The organism is Micromonospora sp. NPDC000663, from assembly GCF_042898105.1.
In the GTDB taxonomy this organism is placed as follows: Bacteria; Actinomycetota; Actinomycetes; order Mycobacteriales; family Micromonosporaceae; genus Micromonospora.
The window spans coordinates 144,017-165,439 of record NZ_JBIAYR010000003.1; the positions used below are offsets into that span (position 1 = coordinate 144,017).

Here is a 21,423-nt window from a genome sequence, read left to right on the forward strand (position 1 = left end):
TTGCTGAGCTGGCTGGTTCGCTCGCTCCACCCGCTCACAGGTGGGCCACCCCGTCCGGCACCTCGTAGAACGTGGGGTGGCGGTAGACCTTGTCGGCGGCCGGGTCGAAGAAGGCGTCCTTCTCGTCCGGGCTGGACGCGGTGATCGCGCCGGCCGGCACCACCCAGATCGACACGCCCTCCTGCCGCCGGGTGTAGAGATCCCTGGCGTTACGCAGGGCCAGTTCGGCGTCTGGGGCGTGCAGGCTGCCGACGTGGGTGTGCGACAGCCCACGCCGGGCGCGCACGAAGACCTCCCACAACGGCGAGTGTTCGGTGCTCACGCGGCCACCTTCTCCTTCTGTTCCGCCCGCTTGGCGGCGTACGCCGCGGCGGCCTCGCGTACCCATGCGCCGTCGGCGTGGGCGGCCCGCCGGTGCGCCATCCGCTCCCTGTTGCACGGCCCGTTGCCGGAGATCACCCGCATCAGCTCGTCGTAGTCCGGCTGGGTGTAGTCGTACGCCTGCCGCTCCTCGTTCCAGCGCAGGTCGCCATCGGGGATGCGCAGCCCGAGCACCTCGGCCTGCCCGACGCACATGTCGACGAAACGCTGCCGCAGGTCGTCGTTCGAGAAACGCTTGATCTTCCAGGCCATCGACTGGGCGGAGTGCGTGGAGTCGCCGTCCGGCGGGCCGAACATGGCGAGCGACGGGTACCACCAGCGATCCACCGCGTCCTGCGCCATGGCCTTCTGCCCGGTCGTGCCGTGCGCGAGGGTGTGCAGGATCTCGTAGCCCTGGCGCTGGTGGAACGACTCCTCCTTGCAGACCCGGATCATCGCCCGGGCGTACGGGCCGTAGGAGCAGCGGCACAGCGGCACCTGGTTGACGATCGCGGCGCCGTCCACCAGCCAGCCGATCGCACCCACGTCGGCCCAGGTCAGGGTGGGGTAGTTGAAGATCGAGCTGTACTTCTGCTTCCCGTCCAGGAGCAGTTGGACAAGCTCGTCGCGACTGATGCCGAGGGTCTCGGCGGCGGCGTACAGGTAGAGCCCGTGGCCCGCCTCGTCCTGCACCTTGGCCAGCAGGATCGCCTTGCGCTTGAGCGACGGCGCCCGGCTGATCCAGTTGCCCTCCGGCTGCATGCCGATGATCTCGGAGTGGGCGTGCTGGGCGATCTGCCGGATCAGCGTCCGGCGGTACGCCTCGGGCATCCAGTCGCGCGGCTCGATCTTCTGCTCGGCCCCCACCACGTCGGCGAAGTACGCGGCCAGGTCCTCGTCCGGCGCGGGTCCGCCGCGCCGCTCGCGCGCTGCTGCCGCGCGCAGGTCGGCCTCGGCCGCCTCGACCTCACCCAGCAGGCCGCCACCGGGCGGGTCGTCCGGAGCGTCCGCCGGCGCGGAGAAGTCGTTGCCATACATGAGGACAAGTGTTACAGCTTGCGCCTAGATGCACCAGGGGGTGTAACAGGAAACCGGAGTCACCTTCGGTCACGAACAGGCGGTTTTTCCTCACGTTGCGCGACCCGTCGGACTATGAGCTAGCTCACGGCCGAAAGATGAACCCTCTCAGAAGCCGCATACCGTGCCGATATTCCGTCTTCATTGCAAGTTGCCTGGTGTCGGGTTCTGGCGAGCCGCCGGTCCGGACGTAGACTTCTGCCGGTCACATCGATCGGCTGCCCAGAATCGCCGTCTCCACAGAGGCCACCTCCCCCGGCCTCGGCGATCGCACCGGTCGCCCCGGACAACAAGCCGGTCCCCCCGGCCCTGACATCTGGAGCTCACCCAACTCATGCGATCTCGCGTGACCATGGTGCTCGCCGTCGCGGCGGTCCTGCTCGGTGGCGTCCTGCTGGTCCCCACCGCGTACGCCCGACTGGCCGACGGCACCAGCAGCGCAGGCGGAGGCGGCGGCGCCGCCTCGACAGTCGCCGCGCCCGCACCCACCCCACCACCGCCGCCCACCCTGGCGGCCGGCCCGGTGTCGGTGAGCTTCAAGGGCGAGTTCTTCTCATGGGCGCTGATGGACAGGCAGACCGGCAAGATCTCCGGATCGCCCAACATGACCTCGACCAGCTCCACCGAGTCGATGATCAAGGCGTGGATCGTCTCCGACTACCTGCGGCAGCTCGGTGACAGGGAGCCGCCCGCGGCGCTGAAGGAGGCGTCCCGGCTGGCCATCATCGACAGCAACGACGGCGCCGCCAACAAGGTCCACTCCGCCGCCGGTGGCTCGTACCGGGCCTCGACCAGCAGCACGCCCGACGCGGTGATCCAGCGGGCAATCAAGATCTGCGGGCTGACCGACACCAAGCGGGGCAACGTCAAGCCGTACACCGGCTACTGGAGCTTCACCCGGATGTCCCCCCGCGACGCCGTCCGGCTCGGCGACTGCATCGCCGACGGCAAGGCCGCCGGCCCGAAGTGGACGAAGTGGGTGCTCGACCAGATGAGCAAGGTCAGGGGCACCACCGCCGCCAAGGACCAGAAGGCAAGCTCGGGCGGCGGCCGATGGGGGATCATCGACGGCCTGCCCAAGTCGATCACCGCCCAGGGCCCGGTCAGCATGAAGAACGGCTGGACCCCCATCGCGTACGACGGCAACTGGCACGTCAACTGTCTGGCCGTCAACGGCAAGTGGAGCCTCGCGGTGATGCTGCGCTATCCGATCAGAAGTGGACTGGACTACGGGGCGCAGGTCTGCGCCAGCGTCGCCACCCAGTTGGTCACCCCGCAGCCGGGCGCCGCGCTGAAGGTGCCGCAGCAGCCCGTCGGGAAGCTCTGATGGCCGGCAACCGTCGGGCCGACAGGCGCGGCGGTGGTGAGGCGTCCCCACTCCGGTTGATCGCCATCGCGATCATCCTGATCGGGCTGGTGCTGGTGTCGCTGCGACTGCTGCCCGGGTCGCCGTTCGAGTCGTCCGCCGCCGCGCGGTGGGGTGATTCCGGTACGCCCGGCGGCCGGTCCACAGGCACAGCCATCGACCGCAGCGCCCGCCAGCCGGCCGCGCCGTCACCCAGCCCCAGCCCGTCGCTGGAGCCGCTGCCGTTCGTGGCGAAGGACCTCAAGCTCGACATCGAGGGCTGGTACTCCTGGAGTGTGCTCGACCGTCGGACCGGAAAGATCATCGGTTCGAAGAACATGGGCGAGACCAGCACCACCGCCTCGATGATCAAGGCCTGGATCGTCGCCGACTACCTCCGCCGCGCGGCCGACAACGGTCAGACGCCGAGCGACGCGAAGCTCGCCGACGCGACGCGGATCATCAGGGACAGCGACAACACCCGCGCCGAGCAGTTCTACAACACGGTGGGCCGGGACGCCTCGATCAAGCGACTGATCTCCATGTGCAAGCTCACCGACAGCAGCGTCGCCCCCGACAAGGGCTGGTCCCGGACGGCACTCTCCCCGCGCGACACCGCCCGCCTGGGCAACTGCATCGCCACCGGCACGGCCGCCGGCCCGAAGTGGACCAAGTGGCTGCTCAACGAGATGAAGCTGGTGCGCGGCGCCGGTGACTTCGGCATCCGCAAGGCGTTCCCGGCAGCCGAGCAGAAGCAGATCGCCATCAAGAACGGGTGGATCGACCGGACCAGGGAGCAGGAGATGCACATCAACTGCCTGGCCATCGGCGACACCTGGACGATGGGCGTGATGGTCAAGTACCCGATCGACATGGGCTACGACTACGGCATGAAGAACTGCGAGAAGATCACCGAGGCGCTGCTCCGCCCCGGCACCTGACCCGCAGCTCAACGCCAGCCGGCCGGCCGCGCCGGCTGGCGTGCCGGCGGCTCAACCGGATGGCGTGCCCGCGGCTCAGCCGGCGAAGAACTCGGGGCCGCCGTCCGGCAGCTCCGGAACCTCCCCGAGCGCCGCGACCCGCCTGGCGAACTCTCGCAGCCCCGCGACCTGCCGGTCACCAAGCGAGAAGTCAAGGGTCCGGAAGTACGTGGCGAGCGTCGCGGCGTCGAACGTCTCCCACCGGGCAGCCGCCTCGGCGACCTGGTCCAGCTCGGCCAGGCACAGGTCACGCGAACGCAGGAACGCCTCGTGGACCTCCTTGACCAGGCCCGGATGGGCGGCGGCGAAATCGCGGCGAACCGCCCAGACGGCGAAGACCATCGGCAGCCCACTCCACTCCCGCCACGCCTGACCGAGGTCGGTGACCGTGAGGCCGCGCTGCGGCGCGTCGTAGAGCGCCCGCAGCGCCACGTCCCCGATCAGCACACCGGCGTCGGCCTCCAGCAGCATCTGGGTCAGGTCCGGCGGGCAGCGGAAGTAGTCGGGCCGCACGTCGTACCGCTCGGCGAGCAGCAGCTGGGCCAGCATCACCCCGGTGCGGGACGTCGAGCCGAGCGCGACCTTCGCGCCGTCCAGCTCGGCGAGGGGCCTGGTCGAGACCAGGTTGACCGAGAGCACCGGCCCGTCGCTGCCCACCGCCAGGTCCGGCAGGAGGAGCAGCTCGTCGGCGTGCCGCAGGTACTCCATCAGCGTGATCGGGCCGATGTCGAGGTCACCGGCGACAAGCGCCGCGCTCAACCGGTCCGGCGAGTCCTTGTGCAGGTCGACGTCGAGGAGGGCACCCGAGCGCATCAGGCCCCAGTAGATCGGCAGGCAGTTCAGGAACTGGATGTGCCCTACTCGCGGGCGTGCGATGCGCTCAGCCATGACCCGACCGTATCCCCGGCGTTCCGGCGGGGCTCGGCGGGCCGGCCCGGAGTGGCAAAGCCCGCATCCGCTCACGAGCCAGACAGCGCGGTGTTGCGAAGGTCGGCAGCGGAACGGACGAGTGAGGCAATTGCCAGGGAGCGGCTGTTCGGCGGCCAGGCGATCACGGTCGTGACTGTCGGCGCGTCGACCACCGGCACCGCGACGTGGTCGGGCCACTGCCAGGCACGGCTGGAGGCAGGAATCACCAGCAGCGTTTTGCCGAGCGCGACGAGCTGAGCGAGCTGCGACTGGGTGCGCACCTCCGGTCCCGGACCGTCCGGGTACGACCCGTCCAGCCGGGGCCATCGCGCGATAGGCAGGCCCGGCACGTCGCGGACCTCGGCCATCGTGAGCTGGTCGCGGGACGCGAGCGGGTGCCCGGCGGGCAGGAGAGCGACCTGGCCTTCGACGCAGAGGTCCTCGGTGTCGAACCCGGCGAGGTCGTCGAAGGGACGGTGCATGAGTGCCACATCGGCGCGCCCGGCGCGCAGCAGCCCCGCCTGCTCACCGACCTCACACAGGAGGACTTCGACAGGCGCCGCACCGGGTTCGCTCGCAGCCGCGCCCAGGAGCCGTTGCAGCAGCTCGTGGGACGCGCCGGCCTTCGTCGCGAGCACCAGCGGCCGTTTCGGATCACCGGCACGCCGTGTCCGTCGCTCAGCGGCCACCACCGCGTCGAGGGCTGCTCGCGCCTCGCCGAGTAGCACCCTTCCGGCATCCGTGAGCGCGGTTCCCCGACGGTCCCGGTCGAGGAGGTCGACACCGAGCCGGTGCTCCAACTGGCGGATCGCGCGCGAGAGCGGCGGTTGTGCGATCCCGAGCCGGACAGCGGCACGCCCGAAGTGCAGTTCCTCGGCGACGGCGACGAAGTAACGGAGTTCGCGTGTCTCCAGGTCACTCACGGACAGAGCCTAACGCGCCTGATACCTGCCGAGTATCACTGCGTACCGGATCGGTCTTGGACGCCGGCTCACGACCCGATGAGCATGAACCGCGTGAACGACAAGAAGATCGCGCTGGTCACCGGCGCGAACAAGGGAATCGGTTTCGCCATCGCCCACGGCCTCGGAAGGATCGGCTTCACCGTCGCGGTGGGCGCCCGCGACGACGCCAGGCGCGAGGAGTCCGTGGAGCGTCTGCGTGCCGCGGGTCTCGACGCGACAGGGGTCGCCCTCGACGTCACCTCCGACGACAGCGTCACCGCAGCGGCGGCGATCATCGAGCGGACGGCGGGACGACTCGACGTGCTCGTCAACAACGCCGGCATCAGCGGCCGGACCGACGGTGGCGCGCAGGACCCGACGACACTCGACCTCGACGTCGTCCGCACCGTCCTCGAAACGAACGTGTTCGGGGTGGTCCGGGTGACGAACGCGATGCTCCCGCTGCTGCGCCGCGCCAGCTCGCCGCGCATCGTCAACATGTCGAGCAACATGGGCTCCCTGACGTTGCAGACCGGCCCGGTCCTCGCCGCGTACGCACCGTCGAAGTCGATGCTCAACAGCGTCACGGCCCAGTACGCCCGCCGGCTGGCCGACACGAACGTCATCGTGAACGCCGCCTGCCCCGGCTACGTGGCGACCGACTTCACCGGGTTCAACGCGCCACGGACACCCGAGCAGGGTGGCGCGATAGCGATCCGGCTCGCCACCCTGCCGGATGACGGGCCGCGCGGCGGCTTCTTCGACGACGGGGGCGTCGTCCCCTGGTGACCCGGACGGCACCCTGATCTTGAGCCGAAAGTGTCGTACGCCTGTTCGATTGTCGGTTCATGTTGAGGGCGTTGGCGCAGGCGGACGGTGTCGTTGACGACTGTGCCGAAGCCGTTGCCTGGGCGCTGTCCGACGACGACCTGCTCGCATCGATCGACGCGGCACACGCGGTGGCGCAGCGGTTGGCGACCGTTCAGCTCGGTCTCGTGCGTGAGCTGGACGCCCGTGGCCTCGCGGTCTCCCGAGGCGCCGCGTCCACAGCCGTCTGGCTGCGGGAACGGCTCCGGCTCTCGAGCCGATCGGCCTGCCAGATTGTTCAGCTCGCCACCACGATCGGCGCCGCGCCACCACCGGTCCGCGCGGCCCTGCTCGGCGGCACTCTCACCGTCGAGCAGGGCCGGGTCGTGGCGGAGACGATCGCGGCCCTGCCGGTCGAGGTCGGCCCGGAGGTGGCGGACAAGGCCACCGAGCTGTTGATCGCCTGGGCAGACCGCTTCGACCCGACCATCCTGAGCCGCCTCGGCGAACGGGCCCTCACGCACGTCGCACCCGACCTGGCCGACCAGGCCGAGTTGGCCGCCCTCACACGGGCCGCCGAGCGGGCCGAGACCCGCCGGCACGTCACCCTGTCCGAGCAGAAGGACGGGCAGGTACGCCTCAGCGGCAACCTCGACACCGAAACCGCGAGCCTGCTGCGCGAGGCGATCGATCCACTCAGCGCCCCGTCCGGCGACCACGACGACCGCAGCCCCGGCCAGCGCCGGGCGGACGCGCTCGGCGAGATCTGCCGGCTGGCTCTCTGCACCGGCAGCCTGCCCGACAACGGCGGCGACCGGCCGCACCTCGTGGTGACCATGTCGCTGGACGCGCTGCTCAACGGGGTACGCGCGGGCACCCTGGAGACCGGCGCGCGCCTCCCACCGGGCGCGGTCCGCCGCCTCGCCTGCGAGGCCGCCGTACTGCCGGCAGTGCTGGGCGGCAACAGCCAGATCCTGGACGTCGGGCGTCAGCGCCGACTCTTCACCGGCCCCCTGGCGACGCGCTCTGGTGCTGCGCGACGGCGGTTGCGCCTTCCCGGGCTGCGACCGGCCCTCCCGTTGGTGCGACGGTCACCACGTCCGGCACTGGGCAGATGGTGGTGTGACAGCCCTGGGCAACGCCGTCCTGCTCTGCGGGCATCATCACCGGCGCATCCACCAGGGCGACTGGACGGTCCGCATCGCACCGGACGGCCAGCCCGAGTTCCTCCCACCCGGCTGGCTCGACCCGCTCCGCACCCCACGCCGCAACCTCTACCACCGGCGCTGCTGAGCCCACCGAAGCTGCCTTCTCCTTTCAGAGCGCGAGACGGACTGGTCAGAGCGCGAGGCGGACCGGCCACGCCACCACCCAGCGCCACACCACACCCAGAGCAAGCCACGCCGGACCGGGCCGCGCCCAGAGCGAGCCGCGCCCTGGTCCGGCCCGCCGCGCCCGGGTCTGCCCGCCCACGAGCACCCCCGCGTCACACCCGGCCCGCCCCCGCCCAAGGCCGCGCCACGCCGTCACCATCGAGTGGCCGCTTCGGTAATTCGGTAGTGGGGGTGGGCCGGAGAGCGTAGGGTTGCAGGCCGCTTGACGGCCGAGGTGAGCTGCACCGGAACGGACGTCCCCGCGCCGGGCGGCCGGCCATCCGCCCCCGGACACGCGAGCGAGCAGCAGATGTGAACGATGGGACGTCAGCATGCCCGCACTTGACCTTGACACCCACCTGGACGGCACTCCTCTCGACGCCGACCTGGCTGCCGAGCGCGCACATCTGGACACGTCGCGGGCGGCGCTGCGGCGGATGCGGGAGCGGGCCGAAGCCCTGTTCTCGACGGGTGACCAGGTGGCCGGTGACGCGTACGCCGCGGAGACCCTCGGCCGCACGCTGGCCCGCCGGGTTGCCGAACTCGCCGACGACCCGACCACGCCGCTGTTTTTCGGCCGTCTCGACTTCGCCGGGACCCCGCAGGCTGAGGAGACGGGCGACGGCGACAGCACCGGCACCGGCGATCACGACGGTCGGCGGTACCACGTGGGGCGGCGGCACGTCACCGACGAGCTCGGCGAACCGTTGGTGCTGGACTGGCGTGCTCCGGTCTCCCGGTCGTTCTACCGGGCCAGCGCCCGGGATCCGCAGGGGGTGGCGGCCCGGCGGCGGTTCGGGTTCAGCAACGGAATGCTCACCAGCTTCGAGGATGAGCGGCTGGATCGGGGCGAGGAGCTGGGTACGACCAGTCGGATCCTCACCGCCGAGATCGAGCGGCCGCGCGTCGGGCCGATGCGGGACATCGTCGCGACCATCCAGCCGGAGCAGGACGAGCTGGTCCGGGCCGACCTGGCCGACTCGATCTGTGTGCAGGGAGCGCCGGGCACCGGGAAGACGGCTGTTGGTCTGCACCGGGCCGCGTACCTGCTCTACCTTCACCGGGAGCGGTTGCGGCGGGCCGGTGTGCTGATCGTGGGACCGAACAGGGCGTTCCTGTCGTACATCGCGGCGGTGCTGCCGGCGCTCGGCGAGGTCGAGGTCGAGCAGGCGACCGTGGAGGAGCTGATCGCGCGGGTGCCGGTCCGGGCCGTGGAGCCGCCGGCGGTCGCCGCGCTCAAGCACGACGCGCGGATGGCGGCCGTGCTGCACCGCGCGGCGCAGGCACAGATCGGTACGCCGACGGACTCGATCACGGTGTCGGACGGCTCGTTCCGGTGGCGGATCGGCGTGGAGCCGCTACACCGGATCGTCGAGGAGACCCGTCGGGAAGGGCTGCCGTACGGCACCGGTCGGGAACGGGTCCGCGCGCGGGTGGTGAGCCTGCTGCAACGGCAGGCCGAGGCGCGGCGGGCGGAGTCGCCGAGCGACGCGTGGCTGCGCCGGATGGGCCGCTGCCGGCCGGTGCTGGACTTCCTGGACGCGGTCTGGCCGGCGCTCACCCCGGAAGGGTTGGTCCACGGCCTGCTCTCCGACCCGGCCCGGCTCGCCGCGGCGGCGGACGGCCTGCTCACCGACCCCGAGCAGGCGCTTCTCATCTGGGCGAAGCCGGCACGTACCCCCAAGGCGACCCGCTGGACCGCAGCCGACACGGTGCTGCTCGACGAGGCGGCCGGGCTGCTCGAACGGCCCTCCGGGTTCGGGCACGTCGTGGTGGACGAGGCGCAGGACCTCTCCCCGATGCAGTGTCGGGCCATCGCCCGGCGCAGCGAGCACGGCTCGATCACCCTCCTCGGTGACCTGGCCCAGGGCACCGCGCCCTGGGCAGCCACGGACTGGGCGCAATCCCTTGCCCATCTGGGCAAGCCGGACGCCGTGGTGGTCCCGCTGACTGTCGGATTCCGGGTGCCCGCGGCGGTTGTCGCGTTCGCCAACCTCCTGCTGCCGGCGCTCGCCGTGAACGTACCGCCGGCCGAGTCGCTGCGCCGCGACGGCGGCCTGGACGTGCGTACCGTGACCGATCTGACTTCGGCGACGGTCGCCGAGGTGCACGCGGCCCTGGCACACGACGGCTCGGTCGGCGTGATCGCCGCGGACGACGCCGTCGACGGGCTTCGCGCGGCGCTGGCCGCCGCTAGCGTGGCGACCGCGACCGCCGACGACGTGACGGCCGCGGAGCGCGTCACTGTGGTGCCCGCGACGCTGGTCAAGGGCCTGGAGTACGACCACGTCGTGGTGGTCGAGCCGGCCGCGATCGTCGCGGCCGAGCCGCGTGGGCTGCACCGGCTGTACGTGGTGCTCACCCGGGCGGTGTCGCGGCTGTCGGTGCTGCACCACGAGCCCCTGCCCGCGCCACTGCCGAGCCAGCCCGCCAACGGCTGACCGCCCGGCGGACCAGCGGCGGCTCAGGGTCAGCGGGCGTTCAGGGCGGCGGCGACCTCGCGCAGCGGTTTGCCGGACTCGGCGATCGGCACGGTGAAGGCCAACCACGAGCCGTCGGTGAAGTCGATTCGGAGGCGCTTCGGGTTGAGCCGGTGCCAACCGACCCGGGCGGCGGCGACCTCGGCCCGGGGCACCGACCAGACGATCGTCGTCTCGGCTGCCGCCCGCTCGTCGTCGGCCCGGCTCGACCAGAGCTTGACCGCCCCGGACTCGCAGACGAGGAACCGCTTGTCGGTGACGGCGAGGATGGTGTCCCTGATGGAGGTCGCGGGCGGCACCGGCCGGCGGGCGTACTGGAGGGTGGACGCCGCCGAACCGGGAGCGCCGCGGCCGGCCACCCCGTGGGTGATCCGGTCGACGAGCCGGTCCCCCGCCGGGAAGGAGACAAGCGGCGAGATCAGGTTGAGCAGCGCACTGGCGACGACGCCTCCGGGGCGGGAGGGTTCGGGTCGCTGCGGGTCCGGTGGGTCGGCCGGCAGGGAGCCCTGGGCGATCCCGGTCTTCGCGACGGCGAGCACCTGCTCACCGGGCTCGACGAGCTGGGTGAGCCGTCCGGAGTAGTCGACGTCCGCCATGTTCAGTACCGATCCGGGTGGGACTGGCCCGCGCCGGGCGCGTCGGCCATCACCTCACCCACCAGTTCGCGTACGCGGGCGGCGGCCGCCTCCTGGGCACGCTTGGCGGCGGCGGTGAACTCCTCGGCCAGCGTGTACGAGTCGAACCGCATGGCGCGGGCGTTGACGTCGGTCGAGACGATCGTGCCGTCCGCCGAGGCGGTGACCCGCACCAGGCCGGAGTCGCTCACGCCCTCGGCGCTGCTGTCCTCGAGTTCGGCCATCTTGCCGGCCAGTTCACGCTGCCAGCCGTCCAGGTTGCGGGCCAGCGCCTCGATGCGGTCCAGACCGGGAAAGGTCATGTCGGTCCCCTCAGGTCAGGATTGAGTCGAAGACATTCTGCACGCCCTTGGTGTAGGGGCCCAGATCCTCGCGGTAGGTGCCGTCCACCAGGTAGTTGCGGTCCTTGGTGCCGTCGGAGACGTCGTGCAGCCCGACGCCGGTGTCCAGGAGGGAGCCTCCCAGGCCGGGGATGTTCACCGGGGACGCCTGGTTGATCAGGAACTTGCCCGGGAAGAGGGTCTTGAATTTCTCTATCTGGAAGGCCCGCGCCTCGGCGGTCCAGCCGGACTTGTTCCACGCCCGGTACGCCTTCTTCGCCTTGCGGATCTCCAGCACCGCGCGGCGGTACCTCATCAGCAGCTCGGCGACCTTCTGCATCTTGGTAGCCAACTTCGTCAGGATCTCCGCGAACCGCGCCACGATCTTGACCATCCGGCCGACCGTGGTGGCCAGCCTCGCCAGCACCCGGACCACTGTCGCGGCGAGCGAGATGCCGGCGCTGAGCGCCGCCGCCACCGCCGCGATGATCACCTCGGTGAGGAACCAGAGCAGGAACTCGAGGATCAGCTCGACGAGCAGGTTGAAGGCGTCGACAGCCGCGTTGGCCGCGTCGACGAGCACCTCCTTGGTGCCGTCCAAACCCTTGGCCAGTTCCTCGATCGCCTCCTCCACCGAGGCCATCGAGGCGTGGAAGCTCTCGGCGGCGTCGCCCGTCCAGTAACCGCGCAGCCGGGCCCGGTCCTGGATCTGCTCGCCGGCGATCTCGCGGACCGCCGCGCCGGTGTCCAGGCAGAGCTGCGCGGCCCGCATCAGGTCGTCCGGTTCGCCCGCGACAAGCTCGAGAAGTTGCTCGAAGGGCCAGAGCACCGCGTTTGACAGCGGCTTGAACGGGTCGGGGGTGCCCGAGACGATCTGCTCGAAGTAGGTCTTGTTGCGTTGCAACGCCTCGGTGCTCATGCGGGCACCGGCCCGGTCGTGCCGCCGGTGCCGGGCGACCAGGGGCCCGGCGCGATGACGTCGGGTGCGGCCGGGCGGCCAGGTACGAACATGTCGGTGTTTGCCACGTCGGTGCCGGTGTACGCCCCGGCGGTGTCGCGGAGCCCTTCGGCGATGTCCGCCATCACCTCGGCGCCGTCGGCAAGCCCTTGGAGGCACGCCTCGAACTGCTCGGCGTACGTCGCGGCGAGGCTGAACGACGCGGGCATCACCCCGAAGGCGTGCCGGGGCACGTGGCCGTCGCCGAACGAGCGGTGCAGCTCGCGAAAGCGGGCCGCCCGGTCGGTGGAGGCCGCGGCGAACGCCGTCAGCGCCTCGGGCTGGACGTCCAGCTCTCTGCTCGGGCTCGACACGGACCCTCCCCTGTGTCCTGTGCGACGGATCAGCCGCTACAGCCACCCACCATAGGCACTGTGCGCCGCAGTCGGTAACCCGACGGCGGAACGGGGTCACACCACATCAACTTTGTCTCGTAAAGTAGTTTGCATGGCCTCCGACGACGACCTGCCTCCCACCGACGCCGCAGCCGCGCTCCGGCTCATCGAGGACCAGCGCTCGCAGACGGCACGCCGGCTCGAGCCCGATCCCCGGGTGCTCTACTGGCCGTGGGGCGTCGCCTGGCTTGTCGGCTTCGGGTTGTTCTTCCTGCGCTTCGCACCGGACGACCGGGTGCTGGTGCGGATGCCCGGGTGGCTGCCGCTGACCGTCCTGTTCGCCCTGCTCCTGGGTGCCGGCGCGAGCCAGGCGGTGGCGGGCATGAAGGCGTACGGCCAGGTGACCGGCGACTCGGCGACGCGCGGGCGCTGGTACGGCTGGGCCTGGGCGCTGGGGTCGGTGAGCGTGTACACGGGGCTCGGCCGGATCAGCGAGCACCTGCCGCACGACCTGGCTGCGCTGCTCTGGTCGGCGACGGCCGTCGGACTCACCGGCGCGCTGCACATGGCCGGCGGCGCGATCTGGCTGGACCGGGACCTGTTCCGGCTGGGCGTGTGGATAAGCGTGATCAACGTGGTCGGCGCGTTCGCCGGACCGGGCTGGCACTCGCTTGTGGTCTCCGTGGCCGGCGGTGGCGGCATCCTCGTCGCCGGCCTGTTCGCCCACCTGCGCCGCCGGGGCGCACGATGACCGAGCTGGACCCGGTCATCCACGCCCAGGCCCGGCTGCGCGTGGTGGCGAGCCTCTCCGCGCTGAACGACGGCGACCGGATCGCCTTCCCCCGCCTCCAGGACCTGCTCGCGATGACCGCCGGCAACCTCTCCGTACACCTGCGCAAGCTCGAGGACGCCGGCTACGTGGAGATCAGCAAGACCCACCGTGGACGCACCCCCACCACCCTGATCCGGCTCAGCCGGCGGGGCCGGCTGGCGTTCGAGGAGTACACCGAGACCATCCGCACCCTGCTCGACCCCTCCCCGTCGAAGGAGCAGCCATGACCCTCGCCCGAGCCGACCAGGCCAGCCGCCGGTACGGCGACGTCCTCGCCCTCGACCGAGTCGACCTGGAGGTGCGGGCAGGTGAGCTGGTCGGCCTGCTCGGTCCGAACGGCGCCGGCAAGAGCACCCTGATGAACCTGCTCGTCGGGCTGCGCAAGCCCAGCTCCGGGCGCGTCGAGCTGTTCGGCGGCGACCCGCGCGACCCGGCGTCGCGACGACAGGTAGGCGTCACCCCGCAGGAGACCGGCCTGCCCGGCACACTGCGCGTCGGCGAGGTCGTCGACTTCGTCTCCGCGCACTACCCCGACCCGGTGCCCCGGGGTGAACTGCTCGACCGCTTCGGCGTCGGCGACCTCGTCCGGCGGCAGACCGGTGGGCTCTCCGGCGGGCAGCGTCGCCGGTTGGCCGTTGCGCTGGCGTTCGTCGGTCGGCCCCGACTCGTCCTGCTCGACGAGCCGACCACAGGCCTGGACGTGACCGCCCGGCACACCCTGTGGGACGCGATCCGCGCGTTCCACGACGACGGCGGGACCGTCCTGCTGAGCAGCCACTACCTCGAGGAAGTCGAGGCGCTGGCCCGCCGGGTCGTGGTGATCGGGCAGGGCCGGGTGCTCGCCGACGACACCGTGGACGCGGTGCGCGGCATCGTCGGCGTACGACGGGTCAGCCTGCTCGCCGACGAGCTGCCCGACCTGCCCGGCGTGGTCCGCACCGAACGGATCGACGGTCGGTTGCACCTGCTCACCACCGACGCCGATGAGCTGGTCCGGGCGCTGGTCACCACCGGCACCCCCTTCACCGACCTGGAGGTCCGGCCGACCTCGCTGGAGGAGGCGTTCCTCGCCATCACCGGCGAACATCGGCCCACCGCCGACGCTCAGCCCGCCACCGTTGCCGCCCGACCGACCACCGTCTGAGGAGGCGACCCGATGCAGCTCGCCCTGGTCCACGCCCGCTACCAGCTCCTGGAGATCATCCGGATTCCGGTGGCCGTCTTCGGCAGCGCCTTCTTCCCGGCCGCCGCCATGATCTTCTTCGTGGTGCCGTTCGCGGGTGACGACGCGGTAGGCGCCACATACGCCACCGCGTCGATGGTCACCTTCTCGGTGATGAGCGCCAACATCTTCCAGTACGGCGTCGGCGTCGCCGAGGACCGCGACCAGCCCTGGAACCCGTACACCCGGACCCTGCCGGCCGGGCCGGCACCCCGCTTCGCCGGCCGGGTGCTCGCCGGCCTGGCCCTGACGTACCTCTCGCTGATCCCGGTCGTGGTGATCGGCGCGACACTGACCGCGGCCCAGCTCGCCCCGGCGGCGTTCCTGCTGGCCCTCGGCACGGTGGCAGTCATCTCGGTGCCGTTCACGCTGATGGGGCTCGCCATCGGCTACTCGCTGCCCAGCAAGGCGGCGATCGTGGTCGCGCAGGTGGTCTTCCTGCCGCTGGCGTTCGGCGGCGGCCTGCTCTCCGCGCCCGGCGAAGCGCCCGGGTTCATCGAGACGATCGCGCCGTACCTGCCCACCCGCGGCGCGGCCGAACTGATGTGGTCGGCGGTCGGCGACTACCGCGTCGAGCCGCTGGCGCTGGTCATGCTCGGCGTCTGGGTGGTGCTGCTCGCGGCACTGGCCGGCTGGGCGTACCGGAGGGACGAGGGTCGCCGGTTCAGCTGACGATTCGTCCGTTTCCGCCCCGAGCCGCGGCGCGACGGTGCCAGGATTCCGGCAGGGGGCCGCCGTGGCCGCCCGGGCCGAGAGGGGTCTTGACCGTGAGCACCGTCCCGCCGGGTACGCCCTGCTGGGCCGACCTGGCCACCCCGGACCTGACCGACGCGCGGCGCTTCTACCCGGAACTGTTCGGCTGGACCGGCCAGGTCACGCCGGAACCCGAGGCGGGCGGCTACACGATCTTCCAGCTCGACGGCCGGGCCGTGGCCGGCGCCGGGCCGCCGGCCATCCCGGACCAGGTGCCGATCTGGTCGACGTACGTCGCCACCGACGACGCCGAACTCGTCGCCGGGCGGGTCGAACGGGCCGGCGGGCAGGTGGTGGTGCCGCCGTTCGAGGTGTTCGACAGGGGTTGGATGGCGGTCTTCGCCGACCCGGCCGGCGCCACGTTCAGCGTCTGGCAGCCACTGACCATGGCCGGCGCCGAGGTGGTCGGCGTACCGGGTGCGATGAGCTGGAACGAACTGGTCACCCCCGACCCCGAGGGCGCGAAGGTCTTCTACGAGCTGGTGTTCGGCTGGCAGCCCGACGACCAACCGGTTGCCGGGACGACGTACACCGGGTGGCGCCTCGGGGCGCGGATCGTCGCCGGGATGATGCGGCCACTGGCCGAGGACTTCCCGGCCGATCTGCCGGCGTACTGGACCGTGTACTTCGCGGTGGCCGACGCGGACGCCGCAGCGGCCCGCGCCTCCGAACTCGGCGGCACGATCCTGGTCCCGCCCCGCGACATCCCCTCCGGCCGGTTCGCCGCCCTGCGCGACCCCCAGGGCGCTCTCTTCTCGGTGATCGACCTCGGCCCCTGACGCACTTTCGGTCGTGCTTCAGGGAGCGGGGCGGGGTCGCACGGGCACCACAAGGGGGCCGTGGGCTCCGGGCACCACCCGGACGCTTGCCCGGTAGTGGGTGGCGAGCAGATGCTCGGTCAGCACCTCGTGCGGGCTTCCCGATGCCACCACCTGACCGTCGGCGAGCAGCACCATGCGGTCGGCGTACTCACCGGCCAGGGACAGGTCGTGCATGGTGGCGACCACCGTGAAGCCGTTCTCCCGGCGGAGCTGGTCGACCAGTTCCAGCACCTCCTGCTGGTGGCCGATGTCGAGGGCGCTTGTCGGCTCGTCCAGCAGCAGCAGCGTCGCGCCCTGGGCCAGCGCGCGGGCCAGGAAGACCCGCTGTCGTTCGCCCCCGGAGAGGGTGGCCAGCTCGCGTCGGTGGAAGCCCACGAGGTCGAGCCGGTGCAGCACCTCGTGTACGGCGTCCACGTCGGCGGCCGACTCCCGGCCCAGCGGCGGGATGTACGGGGTGCGGCCGAGCAGCACGTAGTCCAGCACCGACATGCCCGGCGGTACGACCGGGGACTGCGCCACGGTGGCCACCACCCGGGCGCGGTCCCGGCGACGCAGCGCGGCGCTCGGCGTACCGAAGAGGGTGATGGCCTCCGGCGCGGGCAGCAGGCCGCCGATGGCGCGCAGCAGTGTCGACTTGCCGGCGCCGTTCGGACCGATCACGGTGACCCACTCGCCGACGGCGATTCTGAGATCGACGCCGGTGAGGATCGGGGTGCCGTCCAGGCTGACGTGCAGCCCCCGCACCTCGACGGCCCGCCCCCCGGCGGCGGTCCGGTCGGGACTCATGTGAGCACCCGCCGCGCCGTGCGCAGCACGAGGACGAAGAACGGGCCGCCGAGCAGCGCGGTCACCACCCCGATGGGCACCTCGGCAGGCGCGGCGGCGGTACGGGCCACCACGTCGGTAAGCGCCAGGAACGCGCCGCCGAACAGCAGCGACAGCGGCAGGATCACCCGGTAGCTCGACCCGGCGAGCAGCCGGACGGTGTGCGGCACGATGATGCCCACGAAGCCGATCAGCCCGGTCGCGGAGACCGCCGCCGCGGTGCCCAGGGAGGCGGCGGCGATCAGCAGGTACCGGGTGCGCTGCGGGTGCAGGCCCAGGCTCTTCGCCTCGTCGTCGCCGACCGCGAGGACGTCCAGCTCACGGCGGTGCAGCAGGACCACAACGGTGGTCAGGGCGGCGTACGGCAGCACCAGCAGCACGTCGTGCCAGCCGGCGGTGGCCAGCCGGCCGAGCAGCCACGAGTAGACCGGCTGGATGCTGTCAGCGTGTCGTTGCAGCAGGTACGTCTGCCCGGCGGAGAGGAACGCGGAGACGGCCACCCCGGCCAGGATCAGCATCGCCGGTGACCGGCTCCGGCCGCCGGCCCCGCCGAGCACGTAGGTCATCGTGACGGCGAGCAGCGAACCGGCGAACGCGGCAAGCGGGACGGTCAGCGGCAGCCCCGAGAGCGAGCCCTCCAGGCCGGCGCCACCGAGGGCGATCACGGCGGTGACCGCGAGGCCCGCACCGGCGGCGACGCCGAGCAGGTACGGGTCGGCCAACGGGTTGCGGAACACGCCCTGGTAGCAGCCGCCGGCCAGGGCGAGCAGGCCACCGACGAGCAGGCCCAGCACGACCCGGGGCAGCCGCAGCTCGGTGACGATCGCGGCCTCGCGCTCGGAGAGCCCGCTGTCGAGGTGCACGCCGGGGAGCAGGTTGAGCAGTTCGGCGGCGACGCTGCCCGGCGGCAGGCTCACCGGCCCGAGTGACACCCCGGCGACCAGCGCGACGAGCACCGCGAACAACCCCGCGACCAGCCATCGCACGCGTAGGCCGGCGGGCCGGGCCGCGGAGAGCAGCCCGGCGGGCCGAGCCGCGGAGAGCGGCTCGGTCATCGACGGACCAGTGTCACGCGGGCACCTTGGCGACCGCGTCGATGATCACCCGGAGCAGGTCCACGACTCGCGGCCCCCAGCGGGAGGCGACGTCGTCGTCAAGTGCGACCACCTGGTTGTTCTTCACGGCGGTGAGCCCGGCCCAGCCGCTGCGGGCCTTTACCGAGTCGGCGTTCTGCTGGCAGCACTTGGAGTCGGCCAGGAAGACGAAGTCCGGGTCGGCCTTGACGATGAACTCCTGGGACAACTGCGGGTAGCCGAAGTTCTTACCGTCCGCGTCTGCCGGGTCGGCGATGTTGGCGAGCCCGACCAGACTGTAGAGCGAACCGATGAAGGTCTTGCTTGTCGCGCTGTACAGCTCGGGGCCCAGCTCGTGGTAGTAGGTGAGCTTCTCGGCGCGCTGCGGCAGGTCCTTGACCAGCTTGGCGATGTCGTCCTTCATACGGGTGGCGAGGTCGGCGGCCTGGTCGGCGTGCCCGGTCAGCGTGCCCAGCTCGGTGATCTGCCGGTACGTGTCGTCGAGCGTCGTCGCCGCCGGGGTCTGGTACACCGGGATCTTCAGCTTGCCGAGCTGCTCGACGATCTTGTTCCGGTCGTCGGAGAGCACCACCAGGTCCGGGTTCTTACCGGCGATCGCCTCGGCGTTCGGCTGGAACGCGGAGAGGTCGCTCTTGGGCACGTCGGCCGGGTAGTTGGACTGGTCGTCGACGGCGATCACCTGCGGGCCGGCACCGATCGCGAAGACCATCTCGGTGGCGCTGGGCGACAGCACGACGATCTTCTCAGGGCGCTTGTCGAGGGTGAGCGCGCCGACAGTCACCGGGAAACTGGCGGCCGCGGTGCCGGTGGTCGGCTTGTCGTCGGCCTTCTCGGCGCAGGCGCCGAGGGCCAGCGCGGCGACCGCGAGGGTCGCGGCGAAAAGCCGAGGGGTACGTCTGAACATGGGGCCTCCTGTCGGTCGAGGAGTGTGGTGCTTCGCCGACAGGGACTTTCGTACGCCCGCCCACGAGGCGCCCTTCCTCGAGAGCGCGTGTCGCGACCGATCCGCAGGCGACCTGGCTCGTCCCCGCCGTCGGGCGGGGCATCACAGTTGCGGGACAGCGCCGGGTTGAGCACCGGCTTCGCTGCGGACTGGTCGGTAAGACGGTAGCGCACCGACCCGACATGCCGGATCGATCAAGGGTCGATCGACGACGCACGACGCCTGGACCGGCGCACATCGAGGGATATGTCCCGGATCAGGAGGCTCGGGGACGGGTGGCGGGGCCCCGCCGGGGCGGAGCGGGGCCCCACCCGATCAGGAGGAGGTGATGGTGACGTTGTCCACAGCCGCCTCGACGAGGCTGGCGCCGGAGGCGTCCGCCGCCTCGACGAGGATGCGGACGGACTGCCCGGCGTACGGGGTGAGGTTGAGGTTGGCCACCGCCCAGCTCCCGTTGCGGTTGGCGGCCGCTCCGGCCTGGGTGAGCAGGGCTGTCGTGCCGCCGTTGTGCACCATGCTGACCCGCAGGTAGTCGGCCGACGAGGCGTTCGAGCCGTGCGCCAGGTACCAGGCGAGGGAGAGGCTCAGGGTGCCGGACGACGGCAGCGTCACCGCCGGGGACCGGGCGCTCGTCACGCCGCCGTCGACGTCGTAGTCACCTGCCGCCGAGCCGGCGAGCCTCCCGGTGACCAGGTCGTTCGCGCCGGCGTACGGGGTGAGCTGCTTGGCGCCGGAGGACGTGGTCGCCTGGGCGGCACCCCGCTCGAACGCGCCGACCGTGGCGGTGTCGGTGCCGGACGGGTTGATGGTCCAGCCGGTGGCCGTCTCGAAGGTGTCCGACCAGACAGTGGTGCCGCCACCCCCGCTGCCGCAGTACTGCGCCTGCTTGCCGATGGCCCGGTACGGGCAGTCGGCGTACTCGCTGAGCAGCAGCACGGCCTCGCGGTTGCGGCTGGTCTGCGCCGGGATCACCTCGTCGGGCGGGTAGAAGCCGCCGCCGCTCGCCGAGCCGGGGTACATCTCGAAGGTGTACGCCCAGATGTTGTGGGTGGCCCACATCCAGTCGAGGCTGTCCCCGTCGGTGATGTAGAGGTCGCTCGACTGCTCCGGGGTGTAGTTGTTGGTGGCCGCCATCTGCTGGCCGATGGTGGCGAAGGTGTTGTACTGGTCGGCGTTCATCCCGGTCGCGGTGTTCGCCGTGGTGTAGCCGTACGGCCAGAGCACCAGCTGCGAGTACGTGTGGAAGTCGATGTTCGCCTTGATCTGCTGCGTCCCGCCCACCACTCGACTGTTGACGAAGTTGCGCAGCGCCTGCGTCTCGGGGGCGGAGAACGCCGACGGGCCGCGGTAGGTCTCCGACGAGGTGCTGCCGGACGAGCCGCCGCAGCAGCCCCAGTTGTAGCCCCAGTTGCGGTTCAGGTCGGTGCCGACGTTCGACGAGCCGCTGTTGGGTTGCCGGTTCTTGCGCCAGGAGCGGTACGACCCGGTGGCGATGTCGTACTCGCTGCCGTCCGGGTTGACGGTCGGCACGATCCAGATCTCCCGGCTGTTGACGATGTTGGTGATCCGGGAGTCGCCGCCGTAGCTGTCGGTGAAGAGGTTGAGCAGGTAGATCGCCATCTCGACGGTCAGGTGCTCGCGGGCGTGCTGCTGGGAGTTGAACAGGATCTCCGGCTCGTTCTCGTCGGTGCCCACGTTGTCGGAGATCTTCACCGCCATCAGGTCGCGGCCCTCGTACGACGTACCAATGCTGATCTTGCGGGCGATGGCCGGATGGTCGGCGACGACCTGGTTCACGACGGCGGTCAGCTCCGCGTAGTCGTGGTAGTTGGAGTCGGCGGGCGGGAAGGCGAGTGTGCCCACGTCGCCGGCCCCGCGTTCGGCGCTGGGCGGCGGGGCGAGCGGTTCCAGTCGGAAGCCGAGCTTGCCGATCGCGGCGGCCTCGGCGGCGGTGGCCGAGATGTGCAGGACGCCGTGCTCGGAGTAGTCGATGGCGGCTCCGGTGCGGGCCACCGCGTTGCGGTCGGCGAGGGTCCGGGGCCCGAGCACCCGGTAGCCGGTGGCGACCGGCTCGGCGCTGCGGTCCGGCGCCGGTCGGGCGGCGACCGGGCCGGTGGCGACGGTGACGATTCCCAGCCCGGTGACGACGGCGAGCACCAGGGCGCGGCGGATACGGATGGGCGTGCGGAGGGCCATGGACTTCCTCCTCGATCGGCGGGAGATCCGCTCGGTGGAGGACACTTCACCATCTGTCACATGGTCATATCAATATTGATCGCTGCCTTAAGCATCCCAGGAGGATCATCATGGCGGCAATGATTTTCCATCCCTGAACATCTGGCGAAACTTCCCTCCAAGCGGAACACTGACC

The 21,423-nt window shown here is 71.3% G+C and carries 22 protein-coding genes and 1 pseudogene; 11 read left to right on the forward strand and 12 right to left on the reverse strand.

What is annotated here, in order from left to right; translation table 11 throughout:
• Positions 1-34: 34 nt before the first annotated feature.
• A complete protein-coding gene (gene paaB / locus ACFY1S_RS12875; protein WP_139585175.1) occupies positions 35-322 on the reverse strand; it encodes a 1,2-phenylacetyl-CoA epoxidase subunit PaaB in 288 nt (95 codons plus the stop codon).
• Positions 319-1,398 (reverse strand): 1,2-phenylacetyl-CoA epoxidase subunit PaaA, encoded by a 1,080-nt coding sequence (gene paaA / locus ACFY1S_RS12880; protein ID WP_387116395.1) that lies wholly within the window; start codon positions 1,396-1,398, stop codon positions 319-321. Before paaA ends, paaB begins: the two co-directional genes overlap by 4 nt.
• Positions 1,399-1,771: 373 nt before the next feature.
• Here paaA and ACFY1S_RS12885 point away from each other — a divergent pair, with 373 nt between their 5' ends.
• Together ACFY1S_RS12885 and ACFY1S_RS12890 are read left to right on the forward strand one after the other, a co-directional pair.
• The gene (locus tag ACFY1S_RS12885) at positions 1,772-2,764 is read left to right on the forward strand and encodes a hypothetical protein (RefSeq protein ID WP_387116398.1); all 993 of its coding nucleotides are present in this window, start codon (positions 1,772-1,774) and stop codon (positions 2,762-2,764) included.
• Positions 2,764-3,723 carry a hypothetical protein gene (locus ACFY1S_RS12890; RefSeq protein WP_387116401.1) on the forward strand — a complete coding sequence of 320 codons (960 nt, stop codon included), beginning with the start codon at positions 2,764-2,766 and terminating at the stop codon, positions 3,721-3,723. The genes ACFY1S_RS12885 and ACFY1S_RS12890 overlap by 1 nt, the downstream gene beginning before the upstream one ends.
• A 75-nt stretch (positions 3,724-3,798) precedes the next feature.
• Here ACFY1S_RS12890 and ACFY1S_RS12895 read toward each other — a convergent pair whose 3' ends face one another.
• Together ACFY1S_RS12895 and ACFY1S_RS12900 are read right to left on the reverse strand one after the other, a co-directional pair.
• Positions 3,799-4,650 carry a menaquinone biosynthetic enzyme MqnA/MqnD family protein gene (locus ACFY1S_RS12895; RefSeq protein ID WP_387116404.1) on the reverse strand — a complete coding sequence of 284 codons (852 nt, stop codon included), beginning with the start codon at positions 4,648-4,650 and terminating at the stop codon, positions 3,799-3,801.
• 71 nt (positions 4,651-4,721) lie between these two features.
• Complete coding sequence (locus ACFY1S_RS12900) at positions 4,722-5,585, reverse strand: LysR family transcriptional regulator (protein WP_387117634.1); 864 nt, start codon at positions 5,583-5,585, stop codon at positions 4,722-4,724.
• A gap of 102 nt (positions 5,586-5,687) precedes the next feature.
• Between ACFY1S_RS12900 and ACFY1S_RS12905 the strand changes: the two genes are divergently transcribed.
• From ACFY1S_RS12905 to ACFY1S_RS12920, 4 genes and pseudogenes are all read left to right on the forward strand, one after another.
• Entirely contained in the window at positions 5,688-6,404 is a 717-nt protein-coding gene (locus ACFY1S_RS12905; RefSeq protein WP_387116407.1) for an SDR family oxidoreductase, read from the forward strand.
• A gap of 59 nt (positions 6,405-6,463) precedes the next feature.
• Positions 6,464-7,378, forward strand: a pseudogene (locus ACFY1S_RS12910) (DUF222 domain-containing protein); the annotation flags it as partial.
• 73 nt (positions 7,379-7,451) lie between these two features.
• Positions 7,452-7,715: an HNH endonuclease signature motif containing protein gene (locus ACFY1S_RS12915; protein ID WP_387117637.1), complete on the forward strand. Its 264-nt coding sequence runs from the start codon at positions 7,452-7,454 to the stop codon at positions 7,713-7,715.
• A gap of 412 nt (positions 7,716-8,127) precedes the next feature.
• The gene (locus tag ACFY1S_RS12920; RefSeq protein ID WP_387116410.1) at positions 8,128-10,236 is read left to right on the forward strand and encodes a HelD family protein; all 2,109 of its coding nucleotides are present in this window, start codon (positions 8,128-8,130) and stop codon (positions 10,234-10,236) included.
• A 29-nt stretch (positions 10,237-10,265) separates the two neighbouring features.
• On the opposite strand, the gene ACFY1S_RS12925 is transcribed toward ACFY1S_RS12920, so the two are convergent.
• Genes ACFY1S_RS12925 through ACFY1S_RS12940 form a run of 4 tightly spaced genes read right to left on the reverse strand, consistent with a single transcriptional unit; the run spans position 10,266 to position 12,541 of the window.
• A complete protein-coding gene (locus ACFY1S_RS12925) occupies positions 10,266-10,871 on the reverse strand; it encodes a hypothetical protein (protein WP_387116413.1) in 606 nt (201 codons plus the stop codon).
• 2 nt (positions 10,872-10,873) lie between these two features.
• On the reverse strand, positions 10,874-11,212 hold the full coding sequence (locus tag ACFY1S_RS12930; RefSeq protein ID WP_357982660.1) for a YbaB/EbfC family nucleoid-associated protein: 339 nt from the start codon (positions 11,210-11,212) through the stop codon (positions 10,874-10,876).
• A gap of 10 nt (positions 11,213-11,222) precedes the next feature.
• Positions 11,223-12,149, reverse strand: a complete 927-nt coding sequence (locus ACFY1S_RS12935; RefSeq protein WP_387116417.1) for a WXG100 family type VII secretion target — start codon at positions 12,147-12,149, stop codon at positions 11,223-11,225.
• Positions 12,146-12,541: a type VII secretion target gene (locus ACFY1S_RS12940; protein WP_357982654.1), complete on the reverse strand. Its 396-nt coding sequence runs from the start codon at positions 12,539-12,541 to the stop codon at positions 12,146-12,148. Before ACFY1S_RS12940 ends, ACFY1S_RS12935 begins: the two co-directional genes overlap by 4 nt.
• Before the next feature lie 133 nt (positions 12,542-12,674).
• On the opposite strand from ACFY1S_RS12940, the gene ACFY1S_RS12945 reads away from it, so the two are divergent.
• The 5 genes from ACFY1S_RS12945 to ACFY1S_RS12965 all read left to right on the forward strand — a co-directional run bounded on the left by ACFY1S_RS12945 (position 12,675) and on the right by ACFY1S_RS12965 (position 16,148).
• Positions 12,675-13,313: a transporter gene (locus tag ACFY1S_RS12945; protein ID WP_387116420.1), complete on the forward strand. Its 639-nt coding sequence runs from the start codon at positions 12,675-12,677 to the stop codon at positions 13,311-13,313.
• The gene (locus tag ACFY1S_RS12950) at positions 13,310-13,621 is read left to right on the forward strand and encodes a transcriptional regulator (protein WP_387116423.1); all 312 of its coding nucleotides are present in this window, start codon (positions 13,310-13,312) and stop codon (positions 13,619-13,621) included. The genes ACFY1S_RS12945 and ACFY1S_RS12950 overlap by 4 nt, the downstream gene beginning before the upstream one ends.
• Positions 13,618-14,538: an ABC transporter ATP-binding protein gene (locus ACFY1S_RS12955; protein ID WP_387116426.1), complete on the forward strand. Its 921-nt coding sequence runs from the start codon at positions 13,618-13,620 to the stop codon at positions 14,536-14,538. The genes ACFY1S_RS12950 and ACFY1S_RS12955 overlap by 4 nt, the downstream gene beginning before the upstream one ends.
• 12 nt (positions 14,539-14,550) lie before the next feature.
• Entirely contained in the window at positions 14,551-15,288 is a 738-nt protein-coding gene (locus ACFY1S_RS12960; protein WP_387116429.1) for an ABC transporter permease, read from the forward strand.
• A 95-nt stretch (positions 15,289-15,383) separates the two neighbouring features.
• Positions 15,384-16,148 carry a VOC family protein gene (locus ACFY1S_RS12965; protein WP_387116432.1) on the forward strand — a complete coding sequence of 255 codons (765 nt, stop codon included), beginning with the start codon at positions 15,384-15,386 and terminating at the stop codon, positions 16,146-16,148.
• A gap of 18 nt (positions 16,149-16,166) precedes the next feature.
• Here the strand turns inward: ACFY1S_RS12965 and ACFY1S_RS12970 are convergent, their stop codons facing one another.
• The 4 genes from ACFY1S_RS12970 to ACFY1S_RS12985 form a co-directional block, all read right to left on the reverse strand.
• The gene (locus tag ACFY1S_RS12970) at positions 16,167-16,976 is read right to left on the reverse strand and encodes an ABC transporter ATP-binding protein (RefSeq protein ID WP_387116435.1); all 810 of its coding nucleotides are present in this window, start codon (positions 16,974-16,976) and stop codon (positions 16,167-16,169) included.
• Positions 16,973-18,070 carry a FecCD family ABC transporter permease gene (locus ACFY1S_RS12975; protein ID WP_387116438.1) on the reverse strand — a complete coding sequence of 366 codons (1,098 nt, stop codon included), beginning with the start codon at positions 18,068-18,070 and terminating at the stop codon, positions 16,973-16,975. The genes ACFY1S_RS12970 and ACFY1S_RS12975 overlap by 4 nt, the downstream gene beginning before the upstream one ends.
• Positions 18,071-18,083: 13 nt before the next feature.
• Positions 18,084-19,013 carry an ABC transporter substrate-binding protein gene (locus tag ACFY1S_RS12980; RefSeq protein ID WP_387116441.1) on the reverse strand — a complete coding sequence of 310 codons (930 nt, stop codon included), beginning with the start codon at positions 19,011-19,013 and terminating at the stop codon, positions 18,084-18,086.
• A 354-nt stretch (positions 19,014-19,367) separates the two neighbouring features.
• Positions 19,368-21,248: a M14 family metallopeptidase gene (locus ACFY1S_RS12985; protein WP_387116444.1), complete on the reverse strand. Its 1,881-nt coding sequence runs from the start codon at positions 21,246-21,248 to the stop codon at positions 19,368-19,370.
• Positions 21,249-21,423 lie beyond the last annotated feature (175 nt).